Below are 24,832 nucleotides of genomic sequence, written 5' to 3' on the forward strand. Positions count from 1 at the left end.
GGAGAACAGAGGCGCAATCCCGGCGACCTCGGCGCGGCCGTCGTTCCGCGCCCCCCAGCCACGAGAAGGGACGGGTCATGGAAACCTTGACCGTGCAACGCGTCATCGCGGCGCCGATCGCCGACGTATTCGGCTGGTGCGCCACCACCACCAACTACACCCGCACACCGTTCGTCCTCAAGGCGCGGTTGGCCCGACCGGGGCGGAACGCACCCTACGGAGTGGGCGCCGTCCGGTTGCACACGTGGGCGATCGGCTGGTTCCGCGAACGGATCGCCACCTACAACCCGCCGTATGACTTCGACTACGTCGTCGAACGCAGCTTCCCGCCGGCTCGGCATGAACTGGGCCGGATGACCTTCACCGAGGTGCCTGGCGGCACCCTCGTCGCCTGGACCACCACCTTCCAGGTTCCACTTCCCCTCGTCGGCGCCGCCCTCACCCGGGTAGTCGCCAAGCCCGTTGTCGCCCATGTCTTCGGCAAGATCCTCGACGCTGCCGACACGGCACTCACGGGCGCCTCGACCAACTACCGCTGAGAGAGCCGCTCGTCCGCTCCTGGACGCTGACCGACTCGCCTGATTCCGTCAACTGCCCCACCTCTCTCCCGAACCAACCAAGATCGAGCACGTACCGGCAACGAGGCCGCGACGGCGCAGGAGCGGTGCAACGTCCGGGGCGTGGCATCTCGTGGGTCGTGCACACCGGGTGCCGGGGTGCAGGTGGTCGCCGTGCCGCCCCCCGTACGGCACGGCGACGACCGCGGTTCCTGCGCCGCCTGACCAACCGTGATGCATGCCGATGCAATAACGATGAAACTCTGTTGGTCTGTGCTCACACAGGCGCACGTGTGGAGGCCATCGCCGAGCATGCGCCCGACAGCACGAAGTGGCCCCTCGACGTCGACCTGTCGGCTGTGTTCGCGCCGCAGCGACGACCCGAGCCTGGAGAGGCCCCGGTCGCGGCGCCGTCGTGCGGGAGTGAGTGGATGGACGAGTACCGGATGGGCATGGAGGTTGTGGCTCGTCAGCGCCAGGCCGCGGCTGCGCGGGTTCGGCTGGGCTGGTGGTTTCCGGTGTTGAGCACGGTGTCCTGGGTGCTCGCGGTCGGCGGTGATTTCCCTGCGGCCGGCTACCGACGTCTAGGCATTCCGGACCTGCCGTACGGTCAGGTCGGCGGTCTGCTGTTCTTGGCGTTGATCGCGGTGTTCTCCGTGCGGTCTGGGATGAATCGATGGGATGTGCCGCCGTTCTCGTTGTATCCGTCCCTGCGTCAGCGCTTCCCCGCGTTCGTCCTGATATGCCTGGGAAGTACGGCGGTGGTGTTCGGGCTGAGCTGGCTGGGCGGTTCGTCGAGCAGCGCCGCATGGGCGGCCGTCGGGGTCGCGGTGGTCGCGGGAGGTGTGATGGCGTTCCTGCTGACCTGGATGGCTGCGAGGATCCGCGGCGACATCCTGACTGGGGGCCAGCGGCGGTGACCGGCACGCCCGAGGGGCTGGACCCCGTGATCCATGCGCTGCCGAAGCTGTCGATCTGTGCGCTGCTGGCCGTAGGCCCGCAGTGGGTGGAGTTCCGCACGGTCCGGGAGGCGACGGGGCTGAGCGATTCGATGGTGTCCAAGCACAGCCGTGCCTTGGAGGACGCGGGCTACATCGAGATCCGTAAGGGCGGGATCGGGCGACGCCCGCGCACCTGGTTCCGCATGACCCCGCTGGGCCAGGCCCGCTACAGCCGACACGTCGCGGCACTGCAGCGGCTACTCCAGCGTGAACCTGACCAGGACACCACCCCGGACACCTGACTGTCGCGTACTTGCGCGTATGTGAGAGCAGCGATCGTGCCGATAGGCTGCTCGGATGTTCACGGTTCGTCGCGCCGGCCAGTACGACGGGGACACCCTCGGCGAGATCCACGCCGCAGCCTGGGAGGCGGCTTACGCCCCCTTCTTCGCTCCGGAGTTCGCCACACGGGCGGTCCAGAGCAGACGAACACGATGGCACGAAAGGCTCGCACAGGGAGCAGGGGTGATCCTGCTAGCCGAACACGACCGCCGTCCTCTGGCGATGTCCGCCTTCGGCCCGTCCTCGACGCGGCCGGGTCTTGCCGAGATCCTCACCTTCTACAGTCACCCCGACAGCTGGGGCAGTGGCGTCGCCGCCGCATTGATGACCGAGACGCTGCGTCACCTGCGCAATGACGGGTTCACCAAGGTGCACCTGTGGACACTGCGCGACACCCCACGATCCCGTCACTTCTACACCAAGTGCGGCTTCACCGAGCGCGGCACCGTACGCACCCACGACTTTGGCGATGGGAACCCGCTTGACCAGGTCGAATACGAGCGAGTGTGCTGAGAGTCTCAGAGAACTCTTGTCGTCTCCCGGCCCGCTGAGGCGACCAGCCGCAGCTCACCGCTGTGCCAACGGACTTGATGGTCGGTCGCCCTGGCGGACGGCTGGCCGCCAGGCGTTCGCGGCCACGCCGCCGCCGTCATGTCTCATCAACCTCTCCGAGCCGACGGATCGCCAACTGCCTCCGAAACCGTCCGTCGTCGACGAACCCAGCCCGTTCGTCACCGATTCCAGCCGCCTGCCTGGCGTCGAGGACCTCAGGCGGTCGATGCCAGGCGCTGTGCGGCGCGATGACGGCGGTAGTAAGAGATCGTGACGGCTGCGGTCAGCGGGCCCCATAGGACCATCGGCTGGTAGAGAATGCCGACGAGCAGGTGTCCGGTGGGAGTCATGTCCTCGTGCGGATACGTCCACCACCAAGGGGCGTTGGCCCAGAGCGCGGTCAGAACGACTGCTCCCAGGGCAGCGGGGGCGACAACGGCCATGGGACGGACCCTGCGCCCTCCGATCAGCGGTATCCAGCGCGGGATGACCTCGCCCCACGGTCGTACCAGGCCGATCGTCAGGAAGGCGACCAGCTCGCAGAGCACGCTGAGCGTCAGCATCCATGCCTTGGATCCGAGCGTCTCGAAGGGGACGAAGCCCGCCGCGGTGTAGCCGGCGGGGAATCCGAGCACCATGGCGATGCGCCACAGTCCACTGGGCAGCACCACCAGCGTGGTCAGATGTGCGGCCCAGACCGCCCAACGGGCCGGTTCCGCAGCGGATTTGGTGGGCGGGGAGGGTACGTGAACGTTCATGTGACCCATCCTCAGACACCGTCTGAGCCTGTCCGTCAGCCTGAGCGGCACACTTGTATGAGCCGCCGTCACGAGACCTGCGCGCCGTTGATCGTGCAAGCGATGGAAGCCCAGTCATCCTCCGCGACGATGCGCCTGCGCCTGGCGGACTCGTGGATTCAGTGGATTCAAGGGTGCGGTCGCGGTCGCGGTTGCGTAGCGCCTGCGTCAGGCGGGGCACCTTCGTGAACCGGCTGGTTACGAGAGCCGGGTCGGGTCGTCGCTGTCGCCGGTCTCTGTCATGGTGGCCCATCGGTGCGCGAGGCGTCGGCCGGCCTGGACGAGTTCGGGCGGGCGCAGGTCGGTGAGTTCGGCGTCGAAGGTGGCGAGGATGCCGGCGATCCCGGCCCAGGACCAGGCGCCGAGGGTGAGTCGACAGTGGTCGGCGTCGAGGTGTTCGACGACCGAGCCGCCTGGCGCCCAGCGGGCGACGACGCCTGCGGGCAGGTCGAGTCGGGCGCTGCCGGTGCATGGCCAGGCGGCGGGGGTGTCGCCGCGGTCGTGGCTGCGCATGACGAACTGGGCGAGGTCCTCTCCGGGAAGCTCGCGCGCGGTGAAGCGGTGCGTTGTCGGGCGGGGGTGGAGCCGGTCGACGCGGCGCACCCGCCACTCGTGGTCCGCGAGGTCGTAGGCGACCAGATACCACCGACCGGCCCAGACGACCAGGTGGTGGGGTTCGACGCGGCGGGCGGGCAGGAAGTCGTCGTCGCCGGGTTCCGGGCGTGAGCCGTCGGCGCGGAGCGTCTCGGTGATGAGCACGTGGCGGTGGCGCACCGCGGCCCCCACGGCGGTGAGCGCGGTCGGGTCGATGGGTGGCGCCGGGAACTCCCAGTAGTTCTGCAGCCTGGTCAGGCGCAGGGATTGCATGGACGCCCGCAGCGGAGCGGGCATCACCTGTTCCAGGGCGGCAAGCGCCCTCGCCGCGTCGTCTCCCAGGCCGAACACCGTGCTGGGCGCGGTCTGCAGGGCCACCGCGACCGCAAGGGCCTGCTCGTCGTCGAACAGGAGCGGCGGGAGGGTGTGCCCGGCACCGAGCCGGTAGCCGCCGTCGGGGCCGTGGACGGTGGTGATCGGGTAGTCGAGCTGGCGCAGCGTCTCGATGTCGCGGCGGACGGTGCGCTCACTGACGTCGAGCCTGGTGGCCAGTTCTCGCAGCGGCCACTGCCGGCGCGATCCGAGAAGGGACAGCAGCCGCAATGCCCGTCGTGAGGTGCTCGCCATCGCCCCATCATGGCCGGTGCTGGCCACTCGGTGTCCACTACCGGTGTCATCGTCGGTCCGCGAAGGCAACTGGCGGTGAAAGGGGACGACATGCGTGTGGTTGTGGTGGGCGGCGGAATCGGTGGGGTCGCGCTGGCCGCGGGGTTGCGACGCCGGGGTTTCGAGGTGGCGGCGTTCGATCGGGACACCCAGGTCGCGGCGACGGGCGGCTACCACATCACCCTGGACGGGCGGGCGCAGTCGGCACTGCGGGAACTGGTCGCGCCGGAGATCATGGAGCGTCTGCTGGCGTCGGCCTCGGCGCTGCGGCTGCGCGACCGCGACGCGTTCTGGGACCACCGGGGCCGGCTCCTCGGCCACGGGCCGGATCTCAGCGGTGATTCCGGCGTCGATATCGACCGCATCACCCTGCGCACGCTGCTCGCCGAGGCGGTCGGCGATGATCTGCACCTGGGGCGGACCGTGTCCGCGGTCGGGCATGACGAAGACGGCACACCCCGGGTGCGGTTCACCGATGCCGCACCCGTCACGGCTGATCTGGTGGTGGGTGCGGACGGTGCTCACTCCCTCGTCGCCAGGCACCTGGCCGGAGGCCCGACCAGCACCCCGGCGGGCATCATCGGGTTCTCCGGCCGCACCTCCCTCGCAGACCTGAGCCCTCGTGAACAGCAGCGGCTCGGAACACGGTCGGGACTGGCAATCGGCCCTCGGGGCGCGGCACTCTACGTCGGCTATCTCGACCCGGTCGGCAACGCCGTGCTCGACGCACCCGAGCTGCGAACGTCCGTCACCACCGGACCCACCTACATCTGGGGCGGCATGCTCCCCGAATCCGCAACCACCGACGCCCTACGCGGCTTGCGTGACGGCGAGTTGCAGGCCGCGCTGCTGGACCGGTTCCGTGCGCGGGGCTGGTCCGAGCCCACGCTCGAGGTCATCACCCGCGCCGACCCGCACAGCGTGGCCGCATTCCGTTTCAACGCCGCCTCGACCCGCGCATCCGACCTCGCGCCCTGGCCCGCGGGCCGGATCACCGCACTCGGCGACGCCGTCCACGCGACGCCACCGACCGCCGGAATGGGCGCCGGCGCAGCCATCCGCGACGCCGCCGACCTGCTCGACCAGCTGAGCGAAGTCGCCGCCGGCACCACCACCCTCACCGTGGCCGTCAGCCGGTTCGAGGCGGGTATGCGCCAGCGCGGCAGCGAGATCCTCACCCTGGCCATGAAGACAGTCCGCTGGATCCGGGCCACCGACACCGCATTCGGCGCCGCCGCCACCGCCGCGACCACCCCGATCCTGGCCACGGCCGCCCGGCTGCGCCGACGTCGTTGACGGTCGACGTCGGCGCAGGCCGCATGGCCGTGCCGGGGTGGCTGGCCGACGCCGACCTGCGGGGTATGCACGGCGGTTGTCCCCTGCCGTGGTGCCGGACGCGCTGCTCGTGGGTTCGTCGGGCACCATGGTGATCATGACATGCATCGCCGAGCACGCCGCGAGCGCGAGCAGCGTCACCACCGCCACCTCTCTCACCTGCGTCAACTCCGTCACCTCGGTCGTCTCCGTCACCGATGTCCGGTTGCGTCAGAGCGAGTTGGTGCTGCTTACCACGGCGATGGACCCGTCGATGGAGCCGACCGCGCGTGTTTCGCGCTCCCGTCCGCCGCGGTATGGAACCGGGATGTCCGGCACTCGGCGTACCACCTGGTGGGAGCCCTGTGGCCCACGACTTGAGAAACGGGGAACGAGGGTTGTTGGACGAGACGGTGTTCCGCAGCGACGATGTGCCCGCGGCCGAGCGGTTCGACTACTGGGCCGAGCTCCTGGGGCGTACCCACGCTCCCATGGAGCTGCGCAGCGACCATGCCGATGACTTCCGGGCGTGCCAGCGTGTGGTGGACCTCGGTGCCGTCACCGTGTGGTCCGCCACCTACCTTCCGTTGGTCTTCCGGCGCACGCCGAAGCTGATCCGGCAGTCCGATCCCGAGGCGTACCACCTTGCACTGGTGGTACGCGGGACCGGTGCGGGTGTGTGGGCGCACCGGGAAACCGAGTACCAGCCGTACGACTTGTTCCTCAACTCCTCCTCGCTGCCGGCCGACGTCCACAGCAGCGGGGCCCCGGTCACGACGGTGGCGCTGGAGCTGCCCAAGACCATGGTGTCGCTACCGCGCGACGTGGCCCGCCGGATAGTCGGGGTGCCGGTGTCGGGACGCGAAGGGATGGGCGCCCTCCTGGCACGGTTCCTCACCCACATCACCGACGACACCACCCCCTACCAGCCTGCCGACGGCCCCCGACTGGGCGCGGTCCTGGCCGATCTGACGGCCGCGCTCTTCGCCCACCTGCTCGAAGCAGGCGACTGCCTCCCCCCGGAGACCCACCGCCAGACCCTCATCTTGCGCATCCAGGCGTTCATCCGGGAGCACCTGCACGACCCGCAGCTCACTCCGGCCGCGATCGCCGCCAGGCACCACATCTCCACCAGCTATCTGCATCGTCTTTTCCGGGACGAGGACGCCACGGTCGCCGCGTGGATCCGTCGCCTACGCCTGGAGGCGGCCCACCGCGAGCTCACCGACCCGGCACTCCGGGCCGTCCCCATCCACGCCATCGCCACCCGCTGGGGCTTCCCCCGGGCAACCGACTTCAGCCGCGCCTATCGCGCCGCCTACGGCACCACGCCGAGGGAGCAGCGGCAGCAGGCTCTTCGCAGCCAGGAGTGAACCGATCGCCAACGCGGTTGTGCAGTCAGCAGTCAGCGGGAGGCCGGCGGCCGCTGGCGCCCACCTCCGTGCGCCGGGCGCGGGGCAGAACGAAGCCCGCCACCGTCGGGTGGCGGGCCTCCAGGGCCTCCAGGGCCTCCTGGTCGGGCACCTTTCTCAGCCGACTCTCAGCCGACCTTGTCGAGCAGCAGCTTCGCGGCCACCGCCGCCCCGTCGGCGCGGATCTGACCGGCCACAGCTGCTGCCCGGGCTCGGGTCTCGGGAGCCAGGGCGACACCGAGCGCGGCCGACAGGGACTCGAAGGTCGGGTTCGGGCCGTCGTGTGCCGCGCCGATGCCGAGGTCGGCCACGCGGCCGGCCCAGTACGGCTGGTCCGCCAGCTGGGGTATGACCACCTGGGGCGCACCGGCCCGGGCGGCCGTGGTCGTGGTGCCCGCGCCGCCGTGGTGGACGACGGCGGCGACGCGCAAGAACAGGGCGTGGTGGTTGACCTCGCCGACGGCGAAGCAGTCGTCCTGGTCGTCGGCCACGGCCAGGTCGGCCCAGCCGCGGGAGAGCAGCACACGGCGGCCCTGCGCCCGGACCGCCTCGATGGCCGCCCGGGCCACGCCGTCCGCGTCGCGCAGGGGAATGCTGCCGAACCCCACGTACACCGGCGGTTCGCCGGCGCGGAGGAACGTCTCCACGTCGGCAGGCAGCGGGCGGTCGTCCGTCCGGAACCACGCGCCGGTCTGCACCACGTCGAGGTCCGCCGGCTGCTGCCACGGGCTGAGCACCGGATCGGTGGCCAGCCAGGGGCGGTCGGTGAGGACGTGGTCGCGGAAGTGACCGACCGGCGGCAGGCCGATGGACGCCCGGTGGGCGTTGAGACCGGTCCCGAACAGCACGTTCATGGTCTCGGTGTCCAGGTCCCACAGCGTTCGGTTGTCGGTCACGCCGGGCGGGAACGGCCGGCCCGGCCGCTCGAACGGCGGGTGGTGCGGCGAGGGCAGGTAGGAGGGGAAGTAGGCGGCGAACACGTAGGGGATGCCCAGGTGCTCGGCCGCCGTGCTCGCGCCGGCCGCGGCCGGGAGCAGACCGGTCGCCAGGATCACGTCGCATCCCTCGGCAGCAGTGACGACCGCCTCGTACGCCGTGGCGGTCATCGCCGCCGCGCGTGCGGGCAGCCCCTCCGCGGGGGCCTTCGTCTTCCCGGTGAGCACCCCCTTCACGAACGCGCGCACCGGCTCGCCGATCGGCACCAGCGGGAGGCCGACGGAGTCGAACAGCTCCGCGAAGTCCGGAGGCGTGCACATCCGCACGTCCACTCCGAGGCCCCGCAGCTGCACCGCAACCGCCACCAGCGGTTCGACGTCTCCGCGCGACCCGTAGGCCATCAACAGCACGCGCATGTAGTGAGTCTCATTTCGTGGGATTCCGGGCTCGGCCTGGCCTCGGGTTTCCGAGTCAGGTGGGCGATTCTGCGGCACCCACGGGGTCTTGCCGCAAGCCCCCCTGTGCGCTATATCTTGATCATGGAAAGGGCGGCTGCTTCCCTTTCCCGCTCTGGTCCGCTGATGACGGACGAGCACACGCGAGTCACCACGTTCCGTCGGCCCGGTGACCTCCCCGTACGCCCCGTGCAACAGCGCGACCCGCGCCGCCAGGGACGTGTTTCGCGCAGCACGTAAGCCAAGGCCGAAGTGGAGAGATGCGGCCTACCGTGCCCGAGCTCTGCGCTCCGTCTCGCAGTTCTCGACGGTGTAGCGAGGGCGGCGGTGACGAGGCGGGCGCGGTGGCCCCGGTGTGGGTGAGCGTGCCGGGACCACCGGTCGGGAAGAGGGTGCGGGACTCGGTTTCAGTACAGGCCGGTGGTGTGCTGCTGGTAGGTGTTGTGCAGGATGTCGTCGAGGAAGGTGCCGAACTTCGCCTCCAGTTCCAGGCCGGTTCCCGGTTCGTAGCGGAAGAGGCCGGGAACCACGCTCTCGTCGAGGCTGCTGTCGATGAAGAGCGCGTACGAGAAGCGGTCGTGCTGGTCCGGGCTGGCCTTGCGCTGTTCGACCACGCGGTGGGCCACGGCCGCGACCGGGGTGGCCGTGTTCCGGGTGAGGATTTCCATCGCACAGCCGAAGTTGACGATGAACTCACCCGGTGCCGGGTCGATCGGTCGCCACTCGCCGTCGCTCTCCACCTCCAGGCCGCGTTCCTTGAGGCAGCAGAAAATGGCGAACTCTTCGAGGAAGTAGTCCGAGGACATCTGGATGCGCCGTTCCAGTTCCGCTGCCGAGGCGCCGTTGGAGTGCTTGCTGTGGTATCGGCGACCGAACGCCTCTACGGAGGTTCGGAAAGCGGAATCCTGGCTGAAGTAATCCCGCAGGGCCCGGTGATAACTCTGGTAGGCGTCCGAGGTCTGGACCTCGCTACAGTTGATGAAGGTGAAGTCCGTGCGGTCCCGGAAATCGTCGAAAATGTGGGCGTGTTCGTCGATGAATTCACGCCACAGGCGCATCGCCTCGATCAGGGCTTCCGGTGGACACAGACCGCGGGTGGACTCCAGGGTGATGCGGTGAATGCTGTCACCGACGAGTACCGTACACCGCGAGAATCTCTGGGATATCCACTCGACCATGCTGCGTACCTTGATCGGGCGGAAGTTGCTGTTCTCCAGGCTGATACCCAGGAAGCAGTTGCTGTGCTCTTCGAAGGTGTGACGGTCGGAGACCGGCGAGACAAAAGATATCTCGGTCTTGTAGCGCCTTCTGTGTGAAGGCGATGAAGTCGACTTCGGAATGGTGAGAGGGGATGTCACTTCGGATGGCATGGCACCAACCAGGTATGGGGGTGGGCATGCGGCGGAAGCTGCATCGGGGGCACGCTGTAGCGAGTCCCGCAATGGCCGTGCGGACGTTCCGTTGGCGACTGGTGAAGCCACCGTACGGATGGCCGAGCAGCTCGATAAAGCAGATTTTGAGTCAGTCGATCATGTGGCGACTAACGGTTCGCCGCGGGCACCCGTCCGCCCCCGCGCGGACCGCCGAATCGGCGGCTTCGAACGGAACACCACGTGTCTGAAACCGGCCGTATTCGCTCCTCGGCCGCCAGGCATCGGTGGCTGAATCCTTCCGGACGGTGACGGGTCGTGACACCACGCAAGGTCTGGTGTACGGTGAAATCACCTCACCGGGCCGGGAGGTCGACGACCGAGGCATTCACTGCCTGTGTCCACTCCCGCTTTCGCGTTCGCGCGCCTTGAGCGTCTGCGGCGCTCCGAGCCTCGGTGGGTTTCCGCGCAGGCTCCGCGCACGGCTCGAAGCCCCTGGTTCCTTTTCGGGCCGGCCCTTCTGAGCGCAGCCCCTTCCGGCGCAAGCAATCCCCCATCCTCTACAACCAGAGACGTTCATGAGATGACGCCGCCGCCTGGCGAGGCGGCGGGGAAGGGAGTGCTGTGACTGTTTGGGAAGAGGGGCGAAGCGGAGCCCGCTGGGCACTGGTCTCGGTCGCGTTGGGTGTCTTCTGCATCCAGCTCGACTCGTTCGCCTTGAACCTGGCCCTGCCGCACATCAAGGATGAACTCGGCGTATCCACAGGTCAGTTGCAGTGGGCGGTCAGCGCGTACCTGCTGTCGTGCGGCACACTGATGTTGGGCGCGGGCCGGATGAGCGACCTGTTCGGCCGGCGCCGCCTGCTGATCGGGGGACTGGCGCTGTTCGGACTGGCGTCGCTGTGGTGCGCACTGGCGCCCTCGCTGCCGGTGTTGGTGGCGGCCCGCGTGGTGCAGGGCGCGGGCGGCGCGTTGATCATGCCGGCCGGACTGGCGCTCCTGACGAACGTTTTCCCGCCCGCCGTGCGCGGCCGGGCCACGGGGTGGGCGCTGGGCATCGGCGGACTGGCCACCGCCTGCGGCCCCTTCGTCGGCGGTGCCCTGACCCAAACGGTGTCATGGCGGGCAGTGTTCTGGCTCAACGTGCCGCTGGGCGTGGTGGCTGCGATCTGCGCCCGCCGGGCCCAGGAGTCGCGGGACACCACGGTCTCCGGGCGCGTCGACTGGCCGGGGCTGGCCACCGGGACCGCCGCCATCGCGGCCCTGGCCCTCTTCATCGACCGTGGCCCGGTATGGGGTTGGACATCCCCCGCCGGCCTCGGCGCGCTGTGCCTGGTGGCGCTGGCGATGGTGGCCTTCGTACGGATCGAACTCCGCACGGCCGATCCGCTGATCGCCCCCGCGCTGTTCCGCAACGGCGCTTTCGTGGCGCTGACCGCGGCGGGCGCGGTGGCCAACGCCGCGACCGTGGTGTTCCTCTTCGTCGTACTGCTCTCCCTCCAAGCCGGCCAGCGACTGACCCCGTTGATGGCCGGGGTGGCCTTCATCGCCCCCGCGGCGGCGATGGCGGCCGCCGGCCCGTTCGCGGGCCGGGTGACCAGCGCACGCGCCGTACCGGTGATGGCGACGAGCCTGGGAGTGGGCGCGGTGGTCCTGCTGGGCGCGGCGTTCGTCTCCGGACTGCCGCCGTATCTCGCAGCGGTGACCGCGAGCGGGGCGGCGCTGGGCGTCGGCAACGCCCTGACGCTGACCGCCACCCAGGGCGTCATCCGGCCCGAACGCGCCGGTGAGGCATCCGGCTTGACCAAGACGGTCATCACCGTTGCGGCCGGACTGGGTGTGGTCGCCGCGGGCCCCGCGGCCGACCCCGACGGCCCCGCGGCGACTGGCGACAATGGGCCCTTGGCCGTGGCCGGAGCCAGCTGCCTGGCGGCCTGCCTGCTGCTGGTCCTGTGGATGTGGGTCCGGCGCTGCCGGCGCGCTCGGCGGCCGCAAGAGCCGGTGCCTTCGGCGACGGACAGCGTGGTGCGCTGACCGCCGGCATCCCCCTGTGCGGCGGCTCCTGCCGCGCCGGCTGCCGCCGTCTCCACCGCCACCAGGCGACTGTGGGCGTTGTGCGCGGCGACCACGGTGCCGGTGCCGGTGCCGGGACCCGGGCCGGGCCGTTGCCGGTGAAGGCCCCGGCAGCCAACGGGCGGCCGGTGGCCGGTGGGGTCAGGCGCGGAGCCTTGCGAGGAAGGGGTGCGGCAAGCGCGGTGGCCACACGAGGTCTCCGAAGAGGAGGGCGATCCCATCGCCCACGCCCTGAACGCCGGGGACACCGGCCGGGCCCGGCGCCTCCTGGAGCAGCACACTTCCGCCATCCTGCGCCGCCTGGGCCTGGGCCTGGGCGAGCACGAGCTGCGCCTGCCGCAGGGGAGGTGCGGCTCAGGGTGACTGGTGCGGGAGCAGCATCCATCCCGGCACCGGCCGCGCTCACTCGTTCAGGCGTTTGTCAGATGCTGCGGACGCGGTGAACGGCCACGGTAGAGGTAAGGGTTCAGCAGTTCGGTGAGGCCCTTCCCGGTGCTGTCCTGACATCGATACTGCCGGTTTCGCGCGGCGACACTGAGGAGGCGGACGATGAGCGTGCCGCTGATCACTTCGATGTGCGGCGATCCGTTCTCCGACGCCCCGTCCGCAATCGATGGCCGGCGCAGGATGCCTGCGGTGCGGGCCGAGGTGGACTCGTGCCTGGGTAACGGGCCGTCGAGTCGACGTACATGCCATCCAGCAGAGGGATGATGATGGATCCGAACGGGGCAGAACCCGTACACACCGTCAGCGTGCTGTCGGTGGCGCGTCAGCCCGGCTGCCCCTTCGACCCGCCCGAGGAACTGACGCGTGCGCGCCGGCACGGCCCCATCAGCCGATGCCTTCTGCCCGGCGGCCGCCAGGGCTGGCTGGTCACCGGCTACGACCTCGTCCGATCGGTCCTGGCCGACTCGCGGTTCATGTGCATCAGGGGGCTCACACTCGATTCGTACGTGGATATCGGCGACGTCGTGGTTCCTCCGGTGGCGCCAGGCGAGTTCACTTTCATGGACGAGCCGCAGCACAGCCGTTACCGGAAGCTGCTGGCCGGCGAGTTCACCGTCCGGCGGATGCGCATGCTCACGGAGAGCATCGAGCGGGTCACCGCTGACCACCTGGACGCCATGGAGAAGGGCGGGCCGCCGACGGACCTGGTGACCGCGTTCGCCGAGCCCATCCCCGCGATCATGATCTGCGAGCTGCTGGGGGTGCCGTACCAGGACCGAGGCTCCTTCCAGGCACAGTCCGCGACACTCTTCAACGGGGACGCAAGTGCAGAGGAGCAGCTGGCCGCCTACACCGCGCTCCGCGAGTACATCGCGCGGCTGGTGGCCGTCAAGCGTGCCCACCCCACCGGCGATGTGCTGGGCGACCTGACCACAAGCGACCTGACCGATGAGGAACTGACCGGTGCCGGCTTCCTTCTGCTGGCAGCCGGGCTCGACACCACCTCGAACATGCTGGCGTTCGGCACCTTCGCCCTGCTGAGCCACCCCGGACAATGGGCCGCGCTGCATGCCGATCCCGCGCTCGCCGACAAGGCCGTCGAGGAACTCATGCGGTATCTCTCCGTCGCCAAGACCTTCATGAGAACCGCGTTGGAGGACGTCGAACTGGGCGGCCAGACCATCACGGCCGGGACCACGGTGCTCCTCTCGCTCCACACCGCCAATCGCGATCCCCGGCGCTTCCCCCAACCCGACACTCTCGACATCGAGCGGCAGGCCATCGGACACCTGGGCTTCGGCCACGGCAGACACCAGTGCCCGGGCCAGCAACTGGCCCGCGTCGTGATGCGGGTCGCCTTCCCCGCGCTGGTCAACCGCTTTCCCACGCTGCGCCTGGACGTACCGCCCGAGGCGATCGACTTGCACCCCGAAACCGCGGATGTCTTCGGGGTGCACAGCCTCCCGGTCGCCTGGGACGCGTGATCCTTTCGAGGCTGTATGCGCAGTTCACGGCTCACGAGGACGACGAGTCCGAAGTCGTCTTCCGCCGCGGCGAGTTCGGGCCGCTCCCTCTCCCGCCTGTTGCGCCGCCGCAGTCGTCGCCGTTCCACGGGGTCGCTTCACGACCCGTCGGGCCTGTCCTGGCGCCTGTCTTGACGGCGAGGTGCGCGTGCCCCGTCCAGGACCAGGTCGACCAGGCGCGGGACCAGGGTCTCTTCCAGCGGCTCGCCGGTGAGCAACACCCGCGCCAGCAGGGGACCCGTGACGGCCTCGACCGTGAGGTGAGGGTCGGTGTCGGTGGCCAGTTCTCCTCTGTCGATGCCGCGGCGGACCAGGGCTTCGGCGCGCTCAAGGCGAGTGCTCCAGTAGGAGCGCCGCCCTTCTTCCAGGTCGTCTTCGCCGCGCACGGTGCCCAGGTGGAGCAGCGCGGTGCCTGCCGGCGTCGCGAGGTATCGGGCCAGCGCCGTGAACAGCGCGGTGAGGTCCGCGCGCACGTCACCGGTGTCGGGCGTCGGGAGGGCGTGGTCGGAGTGATGGGCGAGCGCGTCGAAGATGAGGTTCTCGCGGGTCTTCCAGCGCCGGTAGACGGAGGTCTCGTGGACGCCGGCGGCGCGCGCGACAGCGGCGACGGTGGTCGCGGCCATCCCCTGCGAGGCCAGCAGGTCGACGGTGGCGGCCAGGACGGCCTGTCGCATGCGTTCACCACGGCGCCTGAGCGGCGGCGCCTCCTTCTCATCCATGACACAGCACCCTATCGCAAGTGCACTTGCGATAGCGGAACGGCGGGCGTACGTTGTAACGCAAGATGACTTGCGATACGCCTTCTGCAGGTCAACCGACCGGAACGAAAGACCCCGCCATGGAACTCATGCGCGCCGCGCGGCTGCACATCCCCTCGCGCACTCTGACGATCGAAGAGGTGCCCAGACCTGTCGCCGGCCCCGGGCAGGTCCTGGTGAAGGTCGAAGCCGCGGGGGTGTGCCTGTCCGACGTCCACCTGATCGACGGCAGCCTCACGCCCACGCATCTGCGGCGCGAAACCGTCACTCTTGGTCACGAGGTCGCCGGCACGATCGCCGAGCTCGGACGGGACGTGACCGCGTGGGCGGTCGGGCAGCGGGTCGTGCTGCAAGCGGGGGACATCCGCGACGGCCTGGTCCTGACCCGCGGGGTCGATTACGACGGTGGCTGGGCCGAATACGCGCTGGCCAGTGTGGACACGCTGTTCCACCTGCCCGACACGATCCCGTTCGAGCAGGCGGCGATCATCCCGGACGCCGTCTCCACCCCCTGGGGGGCCATCACCGCCACCGCCGAGGTGCGCCCGGCGCAAGCCGTGGGCGTGTGGGGAGTGGGCGGGCTCGGAGCCCACGCCGTCCAGCTGCTGCGCGCTGTCGGGGCCTGCCCGATCATCGCCGTCGACCCCCTCCCGGCCGCCCGCCGACGTGCCCTGGAGTTCGGTGCCGACGTCGCCCTGGACCCCGCCGACCCCCGGCTGCGCGAACAGGTCCTGACGGCCACCGGCGGCCGGGCGCTGGAGGTCGCCTTCGACTTCGCCGGCGCCGCCGTCGTCCGCGAGCAGGCCCTGACCCTCCTCGCACCCAGGGGGCGCCTGGTCCTGGTCGGACTGGCCGACAAGGCTCTGACCGTCGCCGACGGCGCGCTCTTCAGCTATCAGCAGCACCAGATCCTCGGCCACTACGGCTCTGCCGTGGACGCCGTCCCGCAGTTGGTCGCCCTGGTGGAAGGCGGGCGGCTGGACTTCTCGCGCTCCATCACCGATGTGCTGCCACTCGCCGACGCCACCAAGGCCGTGCAGCGCCTGCACACCAAAGAGGGCGACCCGATCCGGCTGATCCTGCGCCCCTGACCTCCTCGCCCACCCGTTCCGGCGCGGTGCCCCAGACCACCCTCAGAAAGGCTGCCCCATGCCCGTGGACCCCTCGATCGAGACCCTGCTCGACCACGTCAACGCCCACCCCCTTCCGCGGATCATCGACACCGACCCGCGGACCCTGCGGGAGCTGAACCGGCAGATGGGCGCCACCGCCGTGCTGCCGGAGCCGATCGACGTCGGTTCGGTGGAGAACACCACGCTCCCCGGACCCGCCGGCCGGATTCCCGTTCGCATCTACCGGCCGGACGGCGGCGGCCCCTTCCCGACGGTGGTCTTCTTCCACGGCGGCGGCTTCGTCGCGGGCGATCTCGACACCCATGACGACGTCACCCGGCGGATGTGCCGCGACGTGAACGCCGTGGTCGTGGCCGTCGAGTACCGGCTGGCACCGGAGCACCCCTTCCCCGCCGCCTACGACGACTGCCTGGCCGCCACCCGCTGGATCGCCGAGCACATCGACGACTACGGCTGCCGCCGCGACCGCCTCGCCGTGGCGGGCGACAGCGCCGGAGGCAACCTGGCCGCCACCGTCGCCCTCACCTTCCGCGACGAGGGCCGGCCCCTCGCCGCCCAGCTGTTGGTCTACCCCGTCACCGACTTCGTCGGCGACCACCTGTCCCGCACCGAGAACGCGAACGGCTACTTCCTCAGCACCCAGGACGTCCTGGACCTGCAACACCTCTACGCCGGCCACGACCCTGCCCTGCGCAGCTCGTTCAAAGTCTCCCCGCTGCGTGCCGACAGCTTCGCCGGCCTCGCCCCCGCCATCGTCGCAACCGCCCAGTACGACCCCCTGCGCGACGAGGGCAACGCCTACGCCCAGGCCCTGGAAGACGCAGGCGTCGACGTCTTCGCCCGCACCTACGCCGGGCTGATCCACGGCTTCCTCAACCTCTTCCCGGTCTCCCCGGCAGCCGACGCAGCCGTCACCGAGCTGTACACCCGGCTCAAGCATCAGCTCCGGGGATCCGCGCGGCGATGAAGGCGTCGGCCTGGTCGAGGATCACGCGTCCGGGGCGTCCTCGACCGCTCCGAGGACCTTGCGGCTCGACGAACGGAGAGCCGATCGACAGGTAGCCGAACAGGACGCTGGGACCGTGTCCTCCATGGCCATGGGCCGTTTTGAGGTGAGAACAGACGATTGCGAACGCATGGGGTGCACATGACGTCCACTTCCTCTCATCGGGAGCCGATTCGCGTCGGCGTCGTAGGTCTGAGCGCGCGCGGCGGGTGGGCGGCCACCGCCCATGTGCCGGCGCTGGCCGGGCTCGACGGATACGAGTTGCGGGCGCTGAGCGCCAGCAGCGCCGAGTCGGCGCGTGCGGCCGGCGAGAAGTACGCGGTGCCGCTGACCTTCGGGAGCGCACAGGAGCTGGCCCGCAGCGAGGAAGTCGATCTCGTGGTGGTGACGGTGAAGGTTCCGCACCACCTGGAGCTCATCCGACCCGCGCTGGAAGCGGGCAAGACGGTGTTCAGCGAGTGGCCACTGGGGGCCGACCTCGCGCAGGCCGAGGAGTTGGCCGACCTCGCGCATCGCAGGGGTGTGCTGACAGCCGTCGGCCTACAGGCCCGGTCGGCTCCGCCGCTTCGGTATCTGCGGGACCTGGTCGCCGAGGGTTACGTGGGGCGGGTGCTGTCGACCAGCATGCTCGGGTCGGGCTGGATCGGCGGCGCCACCTACGACGACAACTATGCGTACGTGCTGGACGCCACCAGCGGCGGCACGCTGCTGTCGATCCCCTTCGGGCACTCGGTCGACGCACTGACCATGGCGCTCGGGGAGTTCCGCGAAGTGTCGGCGCACATCGAGAACCTGCGCCCGGAGGTCACCCACGCCACGAGCGGGGCGGTCGCGGCCAAGACCGCGGAGGACCAGATCGCCGTCACCGGTGTGCTGGAGTCGGGGGCCGTGGCCGCGATGCACCTCCGCGGTGGGACGTCCCGCGCCACCGCGTTTCACTGGGAGATCAACGGCACGGAGGGCGATCTCGTCGTCAAGGCCGACCAGGCCCTGTGGTTCCAGGGGCGGCTGCGGCTGTACGGCGCCCGGGGAACGGAGGGCTCCTTGACCGAACTTCCGGTTCCCGCCCGCTACCAGCGGTCGTTGACGCAATGGGCCGAGCGGTCCGCCGAACCCGCCTGCAACGTCGCGCACGAGTACGCGCTGCTGCGCGACCAGATCACGGGGAACCTTGGGCCGGACGAGGACGGCGTTCCCGACTTCCGGCACGCCGTCCGGCGACACGGCATGCTGGAGCGGATCCGAGAAGCGGCACGCACCGGACGCAAAGCCACCTTCGCGCAGCGAGCCTGATAGTCCCCCCCGGAACGTGAGCTGTGGGACGCCTTCCCCGAGGGGCGTCGAGTTGACCTGCGAACGGGCACGCCCGAGGCGGGCGACCCCGCTGCGGCTGTGCGGGGCGCGGATCACCGGCCCGTGCTCGGCCTGGGGGTGCGGCCTGGGGGGCGGGTGGCGCCGATGGAGGCGAGGGCGACGGCGAGCACCCCGGCCCATTGCGGGGTGGCGAGGTGCTGGCCGAGGAGGAGCAGGCCGATGAGCGCTCCGACGGCGGGTTCGAGGCTGGTGAGGATGCCGAAGACGCGGGGTGGCAGGCGGCGGAGGGCTTCGAGGTGGAAGGTGTAGGGGAGGACGCTGGAGAGTATGGCGACGGCGGTGGCCAGGGCGAGGGTACCGGGGTCCAGGAGCCGGGTGCCCGCTTGTGCGATGCCGTAGGGCAGGCTCAGCAGGGATCCCCAGGTGACGGCGAGGGCCAGTCCGCGCCCGTCGGGGACGCGTCCGGCCAGGCGTTTGCCGACGAGGAGGTAGCCGCCCCAGCAGCATCCGGCGAGGGAGGCGAAGGCGAGTCCCGCGGCGTTGAGAGGGATGCCGGAGTTGCTGAGCAGCACGACGCCGGCGGCGGCCAGGCCGGCCCACAGCAGGTCGGCGGCGCGGCGTGAGCCGAACAGCGCGATGGCGAAGGGGCCGAGGAACTCCATGGTGGTGGCAGCACCCAGCGGGAGGCGGTCGACCGCTTCGTAGTAGCCGAGGTGATGGACGGCGAGCAGGGTGCCGGCGGCGGCCGCGATGCCGAGGGTGCCACGGTCCCCTCGCAGTCCCGGCCGCCACAGTGCGGTGAGGACCACTGCGGCGATGCACAGGCGCAGGGTCACCACTCCTGCCGGCCCCACGGTCGGATAGAGCCGGGTGGTGAGCGCGGCTCCGCACTGCAGGCCGACCACGCCGCCCGTGACCAGCGCTGGGGCAGGCATGGCACCCAGTCCTCTGCTGATCGCGGCGACAGTGTGTTCGCGGCGGGTGTGGAGCTGGCTGATGGGTGACCTCCTTCATCTTCGGCACGCCGCAACGCGGGCTCGGCATGCAACCTTTCGCGAGGACCGAGCAACTGCCGTGCCAGCAGCTCCATGTCCTGCGCTTGGTACTCCCGCGGTATGCCCCTCAGTTGCGCGGGGAGGACCTGGCGGGCCCGCTCGCTGAAGCGGACGTCGCCGGAGGGTGCGACCACGACGCCGTCGTGTTCGGCCATGGGTCAGGCGGTGGATCTCGGTGTCGCGACGTGAGGGAGCGTGACACGAAGAAAACATGCCTACAACCCCCGATCGCCAACGAAATCCGAAGTTTCCAGGGGGTGTTCGCGCTGCAGATCGTTTCCGCGCCGCGGGGCTCGCGTCAGCGGGAGGAGCCGATTCCCCAGGCGACGGCTCGGGCGGCGGCGGCCGCGCGGTTGGGGAGGTCCAGCTTGGCGAGGATGTGCTCGATGTGGGTCCCCACGGTGCGCGGCGCGATGAACAGCCGCTCGGCGATCTCTCTGTTGGTGCGCCCTGTGGTCAGTTCGGCCAGCACCTGGACCTCCCGTGGCGAGAGCCCACCCGGTCGCCGCGCGTCCGCTGCGGGGTCGGTCGCGGTGGCCTCCTCGCGCGGCGGGCCTCCTTGCGCGACGGCCGCGGCGAGGGCCTCGGTGAGTAGGGTGACCACGGCGCGCGCCGGGTCGGGCGTGCGCCGCGGTCGGCGGGTGCTGACGTTGAGCATGCCGACGTACCGCCCGTCGGCGCTGAACAGGCACTGGGCCACGCCGTCCTCGATGCCCAGGGGAGAGAGCACCTCCTGGAAGCCCGGCGATGCCGCCAGGAGGTGACAGGGGACGTCCCTGAGCCAGAGACCGCCTCGGGCCGGGCTGTGGAGCACGGCGAACACCGGGTCGTGGTGGAGGCGGGTCTCGATGTAGGCGGTGGCCTCGTCCGGGTAGCTCCCGGCCAGAGTGGTGTGGCGCCGGCCCAGCGAATCCCATCGGGTCAGGGAGGCGTGGTCGTACTCCATCACCTCCGACAGTGCCGCCAGGACCGCGTCGAGCCCGGTGGCGCCGCTCGTGGCGCCTCGGGCGGCCTCGCGAACGTGGACGGCCGCGTCCAGGATGTCCGCCGTGCTCCGCTGCGCTGCCACCCCCAAGGATGATCATGCGCCTGGAATACGTCAATCGCGACGGGTCAGGTCAGTTGCGGAGGGCGTCGTGCACGACCTGCCCGTCGAGGACGGTGAGGACGACCGGCATCGTCGGGATGTCGTGCGGGTCGGCCGTGAGCAGGTCCCCGTCGAGGACACAGAGGTCGGCGACCTTGCCCGGTTCCAGGGAGCCCTTCCAGTCGTCGGCGAAGTCCTGCCAGGCCGCGTCGATCGTGTACGTACGGAGCGCCTCGGCCAGGCCGATGCGCTGCTCGGGGCCGCTGACCCGGCCGGCGGCCTTCGACTCGCGCAGCACCATGGTGGCGACGCCCTGGCGCCAGTCCGGGGAGGTCACGGGGGCGTCGGACCCGCTTGCGACGCGCACGCCGGCGTCGAGGACATCGCGGTACGGCCATGCGTACGCGGCCCGTTCGGCGCCGACGAACTCCTCCTCCATGTCGGCGACGGTCCATTTGATGGTGGGGTTCATGTTGACGCCGAAGCCGTGCGCGGCCAGCACCTTCATGCTGCGGGCGGTGAGGAAGTCGCCGTGGATGACGTAGTGGCGGGCGTCGGGCCGCGGGTGTTCGGCCATGGCCGCGGCGAAGGCGTCCGTGACGGTGTCGATGGCCCGGTCGCCGGTGACGTGGACGCCCATCTGGTGCCCGGCGGCGTGGGCGTGCTGGACGATGGCGTCGATCTCGGCGATCTTCTCGCTGTCGGTCTCGCCGCCGACGCACAGGGATCCGCAGCCGCCGCCGATGTACGGCTCGTTCATCCAGGCCGTCTTGTTGGGGACGATGCCGTCGGCGAAGATCTTGACCCCGTGGATCGTCAGGCGGCCCGGGTCGGTGTCCGCGACCTCGCCCGGGGCGGTGAGGGTGGCGAGGGCGCGGGCGAACTCCTCGGCGGTACTGGTCATTCCGGTGGGCAGGAGCAGGACGCCGACGCGGGCGGTCAGTTCGCCGTCGGCCAGCAGCCGGCGGTAGACGTCGAGGGTCTGTGCGCCGAGTGCGCCACGCATGATGCCGTCGCCGCCGGGGCCGAGCCCGGGTTCGGTGTAGCTGGTCACGCCGAGCCGGGCGAGCGTGGCGAGGGTCGACCTGATCGCGTCGGTCCGCTCCTGCCGGCTCAGCGGCGGCAGTGCATTCTGGACGAGGGCCTGGGCCCCTTCGTGGAGGAGCCCGGTCGGCTCACCGGCCTCGTCCACGACGATGGCCCCGCCGGGCGGCGCGACGGAGTGCCGGTCGATCCCGATCAGTTCCAGCGCCTTGGAGTTGACCCAGGTGGCATGACCGGAGAAGGAGTACAGGACGACGGGGTGGTCGGGGCTGACGGCGTCGAGGTCGTGCCGCGAGGGCAGCCGCGACGGATCGCAGACGCATTCGTCGAGGTAACCGGTGTCCCAGCCGTGCCCCGTGATCCACTGCCCGACGGGGACCAGCCCGACGGCCTCCCGTATCGCCTCGGCCACGTCCGCGAGGGAGGACACGGCGGGATGGCCGAGGTCGACGGAGAGCGGTGGCGTCGACATGCCGAAGGCGCATCCGTGCAGATGGGAATCGTTGATGCCGGGGAGCAGCGTCGCTCCGTGCAGGTCGACGACGCGGGTGTCGGGCCCGATGAGTGGCGCGACGTCGTCCCGCCCGCCAACGGCAGTGATGGTCCCGCCGGTCACCGCGAGTGCCGAGGCGATGGAGAATTCCGCATCGACCGTGACCACCCGTCCGTCGAGAAACACCAGATCTGCATACGCGTCCATGGAAGGTCCTTTCAAAAACCATGCGCACCGCGGCCACCCGCGAACGATCTCCCGAGGACTATGAACCACGCCTCCACCAGCGCACATCGGTCATCCCACCGATACGCGCTCGCGCAGTGGCGGGCTGACGCCGCGCGCTTGAGGAACGCATCGGGCTTCGGGAGGGCACGGGGTGAACCGCCGTGCCGAACGCGCTGCTCGACAGGACGGGACCGAGGCCGCGAGGTGCACGCCTGTACAGCGCGGGCGCCGCAGTTGGGCGCCTCCGTCGTGATCTCTTGTCTCCCCGGGCCCATGACGCAACGGAACAGGGCCCGCGATTGCTCCTGCGGGCCCTGTTCCGTTGCGCGCTGCGGGGGCAAGGTGCCGCCGCTCCGCTGTGACATGTGCTCGGACTGCGCCGCACAGGCACGGCGTCGTCCGGCGGTGTCGCCGGCCTCCCCTTGTACGTCAGTCGTCGATGGCCTGGTAGAGCGTGGTCCAGAAGTCGTGGATGAGTTGTGCCGGGGTGGGGAGGGACAGCCCGACCTGGGTGAGGAGGACGCCGACGAGCCCGTTGTGCGGGTCGGCGTAGACGGTGGTGCCGGTGCCGCCGTCCCAGCCGAACTGGCCGATGGGCGCGTAGTCGCCGCGGTAGGTGCGTACCGCCATGCCGTAGCCCCAACCGCCGTGCTGTCCTTGGCCGAAGGAGATGTGGACGTTGTTGCGGGCCAGGTCGTTGCGGGCGGCGTTCTGTTCGGGGGTGAGGCAGTTGGTGGTCATCAGTTCCACGGCGGGCCGGGACAGGATGCGTTCGCCCTCGTGTATCCCGCCGTTGAGCAGCATGCGGAAGTAGGCGTGGTAGTCGTCGACGGTGGAGACCAGGCCGCCGCCGCCTGACGGGAACGCCGGAGGCGTGCTGTACTGCCCGCCCACCGCCTCGTCCCACACGGTGAACTCCCCGGTCTGCGGGTCGGGTGTGTAGCAGGGCGGCAGCCGGTCGATCTTGCCGGCGGGCACGTGGAAGCCGGTGTCCTTCATGCCCAGCGGGCCGAAGATCCGTTCGTGCAGGAACGTGTCGAACGACTGGCCGGTGACCCGGGCGATGAGGACACCGAGGAGGTCGTTGCTGATCTGGTACTGCCAGTGTTCTCCGGGCTGGTGCATCAGCGGCAGCGTGGCCAGTTGGCGCATCCACTCGTCCGGCGCGGCCACCGCCGTCGCGCTCTGGCTGAAGATGCCCCGCTCGAAGACCGCGTCCATGATCGGGGTGCCCAGCGCCGTCAGATCCATGCCCAGGCCGAAGGTGGAGGTCACCAGGTCCCGTACGGTGATCGGCCGCCGCGCCGGGACGGTGTCCTCAAGCGGGCCGTCGACCCGCTTGAGCACTTGGCGATCGGCGAGTTCGGGCAGCCACGGCTCGACCAGGTCGTCCAGGCGCAGCCGGCACTCGTCCAGCAGGACCATCGCCGCCGCCATCGTGACCGGCTTGGTTGTCGAGGCCATCCGGAAGATCGTGTCCCTGCGCATGGGTGCCCCGCCGTCGTGGCGCATCGTGCCGATCGCTTCGACGTGCGCGTGACCGCCCCGGCTGACCAGGGCGACGAGTCCGGGAATCTTTCCGGACTCCACGTGCCGCGCCAACACGTCGCGCACCCTGCGCAGCCCGGTTTCGGAGAAGCCGCCGTGCTGACCCGGAGTGATGTTGACGGACATGGTGTGGCTCCTTGTGAGATGCGTGTGATTGGTGATTGGTGATTGGTGATTGGTGGTTGGTCGGGCGGTCAGAGGCTGCGGGCGGTGATGTCGCCGTGGGAGGTGGTGGCGCGGATGTCGAGGTCGGCGGTGCCGTCGTTCTTGAGTGCGTTGCTGACGCGGCCGTGGGCGGTGCCGGCGTCGAGGGCGGCCGAGACGCCGCCGGCGGCGCCGACCGAGATGTCGCCGGCCTGGGTGTGGAGCACGACCTTGCCGCCGGTGGCCTCAGCGATCCGGATGTCGCCCCGTGCGGTGCTGATCTCCGCAGGCCCGCCCAGCCGGCCGACCTCGACGTCGCCGTCGACCGCGGTCAGCTGCAGGCTGGCGGTCTCGTCCAACTTGATCTGGCGGTAGGCCCCTTCGAAGACGACGTCGCCGAGTCGGCCGAGGGTCCGCAGTTCGGCGCTGGCGGTCCTGGCCTCAACTCGGGAACCGGCGGGCAGCTTGACCGTCACCTCGACCGACCCCGAAGGGCCGAAGTACTGGTCCTTCGCCGCTGACACGATCCGCAGGACCCCGTCGGCGTATTCCACCGAGGTCTGCTCCGCCGCCTTCACGTCCCGGCCCTTCGAGGCGTTGGCGGGCAGGACCTCCACCACGGTGTCGGCCCGCTCCGCGGCGATGAACTGGACGCGCCCGGCGGGGATGTTCAGGACGGCGGAGATCGGGGTGGGGGTGTCGAACTTCTGCATTGTGCGCTCCCTTTGTGTTTACGGTCCGGCTGTTTCCGAACGATGGAAACGCTACGTTGCTTTCTGCATCTCGACAACTAGTTCCTTGCACGAAAAGTGCATCGATGCAGGTGGGTTGGCGGAAATCGTTGCAACGTCTTCTCGGCTAATGCAATGACCAAGTGGCCAATCGTTGCAATGAATTGAAGGTGAACGCTATGGCGGAGGCGCTTGGCCCGCCGGTGCGCGAGTTCCTCGGGTGCGCGCGTGAAGCGCTTGTCGACCGCCGCGTTCCACTGGGCGGTTGCCCTGGTTCACCGGCTTCCTGTGAGCGGAAGGTTGCGAGGGGAA

At 70.1% G+C, this 24,832-nt stretch carries 23 protein-coding genes; 12 read left to right on the top strand and 11 right to left on the bottom strand.

The window, feature by feature from the left end; translation table 11 throughout:
- The first annotated feature begins 77 nt into the window (after positions 1-77).
- From MOV08_RS37015 to MOV08_RS37030, 4 genes are all read left to right on the top strand, one after another.
- Positions 78-539 (top strand): SRPBCC family protein, encoded by a 462-nt coding sequence (locus tag MOV08_RS37015; protein WP_275310530.1) that lies wholly within the window; start codon positions 78-80, stop codon positions 537-539.
- A gap of 311 nt (positions 540-850) precedes the next feature.
- Positions 851-1,477, top strand: coding sequence for a hypothetical protein (locus tag MOV08_RS37020; RefSeq protein ID WP_275310531.1), 627 nt, complete (start codon positions 851-853; stop codon positions 1,475-1,477).
- Entirely contained in the window at positions 1,474-1,800 is a 327-nt protein-coding gene (locus MOV08_RS37025) for a winged helix-turn-helix domain-containing protein (protein ID WP_275310532.1), read from the top strand. Before MOV08_RS37020 ends, MOV08_RS37025 begins: the two co-directional genes overlap by 4 nt.
- Positions 1,801-1,855: 55 nt before the next feature.
- On the top strand, positions 1,856-2,353 hold the full coding sequence (locus MOV08_RS37030; protein ID WP_275310533.1) for a GNAT family N-acetyltransferase: 498 nt from the start codon (positions 1,856-1,858) through the stop codon (positions 2,351-2,353).
- A gap of 254 nt (positions 2,354-2,607) precedes the next feature.
- Here MOV08_RS37030 and MOV08_RS37035 read toward each other — a convergent pair whose 3' ends face one another.
- Together MOV08_RS37035 and MOV08_RS37040 are read right to left on the bottom strand one after the other, a co-directional pair.
- The gene (locus MOV08_RS37035) at positions 2,608-3,150 is read right to left on the bottom strand and encodes a hypothetical protein (protein ID WP_275310534.1); all 543 of its coding nucleotides are present in this window, start codon (positions 3,148-3,150) and stop codon (positions 2,608-2,610) included.
- Positions 3,151-3,387: 237 nt separating this feature from the next.
- Positions 3,388-4,410, bottom strand: a complete 1,023-nt coding sequence (locus tag MOV08_RS37040) for a helix-turn-helix transcriptional regulator (RefSeq protein ID WP_275310535.1) — start codon at positions 4,408-4,410, stop codon at positions 3,388-3,390.
- Between the two features lie 90 nt (positions 4,411-4,500).
- Here MOV08_RS37040 and MOV08_RS37045 point away from each other — a divergent pair, with 90 nt between their 5' ends.
- Complete coding sequence (locus MOV08_RS37045; RefSeq protein ID WP_275310536.1) at positions 4,501-5,745, top strand: FAD-dependent oxidoreductase; 1,245 nt, start codon at positions 4,501-4,503, stop codon at positions 5,743-5,745.
- 416 nt (positions 5,746-6,161) lie between these two features.
- Positions 6,162-7,136, top strand: coding sequence for an AraC-like ligand-binding domain-containing protein (locus tag MOV08_RS37050; RefSeq protein WP_039638619.1), 975 nt, complete (start codon positions 6,162-6,164; stop codon positions 7,134-7,136).
- 25 nt (positions 7,137-7,161) lie between these two features.
- On the opposite strand, the gene MOV08_RS37055 is transcribed toward MOV08_RS37050, so the two are convergent.
- From MOV08_RS37055 to MOV08_RS37065, 3 genes are all read right to left on the bottom strand, one after another.
- Positions 7,162-7,287 carry a hypothetical protein gene (locus MOV08_RS37055; RefSeq protein WP_275310537.1) on the bottom strand — a complete coding sequence of 42 codons (126 nt, stop codon included), beginning with the start codon at positions 7,285-7,287 and terminating at the stop codon, positions 7,162-7,164.
- A 16-nt stretch (positions 7,288-7,303) separates the two neighbouring features.
- Entirely contained in the window at positions 7,304-8,527 is a 1,224-nt protein-coding gene (locus MOV08_RS37060; RefSeq protein ID WP_275310538.1) for a glycosyltransferase, read from the bottom strand.
- 446 nt (positions 8,528-8,973) lie between these two features.
- Complete coding sequence (locus MOV08_RS37065; RefSeq protein ID WP_275310539.1) at positions 8,974-9,936, bottom strand: tRNA-dependent cyclodipeptide synthase; 963 nt, start codon at positions 9,934-9,936, stop codon at positions 8,974-8,976.
- Positions 9,937-10,560: 624 nt separating this feature from the next.
- Between MOV08_RS37065 and MOV08_RS37070 the strand changes: the two genes are divergently transcribed.
- The 3 genes from MOV08_RS37070 (at position 10,561) to MOV08_RS37080 (ending at position 13,940) form a co-directional block, all read left to right on the top strand.
- Positions 10,561-11,970, top strand: coding sequence for an MFS transporter (locus tag MOV08_RS37070; protein WP_275310540.1), 1,410 nt, complete (start codon positions 10,561-10,563; stop codon positions 11,968-11,970).
- Positions 11,971-12,177: 207 nt separating this feature from the next.
- The gene (locus MOV08_RS37075) at positions 12,178-12,372 is read left to right on the top strand and encodes a hypothetical protein (RefSeq protein ID WP_275310541.1); all 195 of its coding nucleotides are present in this window, start codon (positions 12,178-12,180) and stop codon (positions 12,370-12,372) included.
- A gap of 326 nt (positions 12,373-12,698) precedes the next feature.
- A complete protein-coding gene (locus MOV08_RS37080) occupies positions 12,699-13,940 on the top strand; it encodes a cytochrome P450 (RefSeq protein WP_275310542.1) in 1,242 nt (413 codons plus the stop codon).
- A 137-nt stretch (positions 13,941-14,077) separates the two neighbouring features.
- Here MOV08_RS37080 and MOV08_RS37085 read toward each other — a convergent pair whose 3' ends face one another.
- Positions 14,078-14,698, bottom strand: a complete 621-nt coding sequence (locus MOV08_RS37085) for a TetR-like C-terminal domain-containing protein (protein WP_275310543.1) — start codon at positions 14,696-14,698, stop codon at positions 14,078-14,080.
- A gap of 119 nt (positions 14,699-14,817) precedes the next feature.
- On the opposite strand from MOV08_RS37085, the gene MOV08_RS37090 reads away from it, so the two are divergent.
- From MOV08_RS37090 to MOV08_RS37100, 3 genes are all read left to right on the top strand, one after another.
- Positions 14,818-15,828, top strand: coding sequence for a zinc-binding dehydrogenase (locus MOV08_RS37090; RefSeq protein WP_275310544.1), 1,011 nt, complete (start codon positions 14,818-14,820; stop codon positions 15,826-15,828).
- A gap of 58 nt (positions 15,829-15,886) precedes the next feature.
- Positions 15,887-16,837, top strand: coding sequence for an alpha/beta hydrolase (locus MOV08_RS37095; protein ID WP_275310545.1), 951 nt, complete (start codon positions 15,887-15,889; stop codon positions 16,835-16,837).
- A 180-nt stretch (positions 16,838-17,017) separates the two neighbouring features.
- Positions 17,018-18,169: a Gfo/Idh/MocA family protein gene (locus tag MOV08_RS37100; RefSeq protein ID WP_275310546.1), complete on the top strand. Its 1,152-nt coding sequence runs from the start codon at positions 17,018-17,020 to the stop codon at positions 18,167-18,169.
- Between the two features lie 113 nt (positions 18,170-18,282).
- Here MOV08_RS37100 and MOV08_RS37105 read toward each other — a convergent pair whose 3' ends face one another.
- The 5 genes from MOV08_RS37105 to MOV08_RS37125 form a co-directional block, all read right to left on the bottom strand.
- Positions 18,283-19,125, bottom strand: a complete 843-nt coding sequence (locus MOV08_RS37105) for an EamA family transporter (RefSeq protein ID WP_275310547.1) — start codon at positions 19,123-19,125, stop codon at positions 18,283-18,285.
- 418 nt (positions 19,126-19,543) lie between these two features.
- Positions 19,544-20,314 carry a helix-turn-helix transcriptional regulator gene (locus MOV08_RS37110; RefSeq protein WP_275310548.1) on the bottom strand — a complete coding sequence of 257 codons (771 nt, stop codon included), beginning with the start codon at positions 20,312-20,314 and terminating at the stop codon, positions 19,544-19,546.
- Positions 20,315-20,363: 49 nt separating this feature from the next.
- A complete protein-coding gene (locus MOV08_RS37115) occupies positions 20,364-22,076 on the bottom strand; it encodes an amidohydrolase (protein ID WP_275310549.1) in 1,713 nt (570 codons plus the stop codon).
- Between the two features lie 450 nt (positions 22,077-22,526).
- The gene (locus MOV08_RS37120; RefSeq protein WP_275310550.1) at positions 22,527-23,771 is read right to left on the bottom strand and encodes a serine hydrolase domain-containing protein; all 1,245 of its coding nucleotides are present in this window, start codon (positions 23,769-23,771) and stop codon (positions 22,527-22,529) included.
- A gap of 68 nt (positions 23,772-23,839) precedes the next feature.
- Complete coding sequence (locus MOV08_RS37125) at positions 23,840-24,502, bottom strand: DUF4097 family beta strand repeat-containing protein (RefSeq protein WP_275310551.1); 663 nt, start codon at positions 24,500-24,502, stop codon at positions 23,840-23,842.
- Positions 24,503-24,832 lie beyond the last annotated feature (330 nt).

Origin of the sequence: Streptomyces yunnanensis (genome assembly GCF_029011865.1) — a bacterium.
GTDB lineage: Bacteria > Actinomycetota > Actinomycetes > Streptomycetales > Streptomycetaceae > Streptomyces > Streptomyces yunnanensis.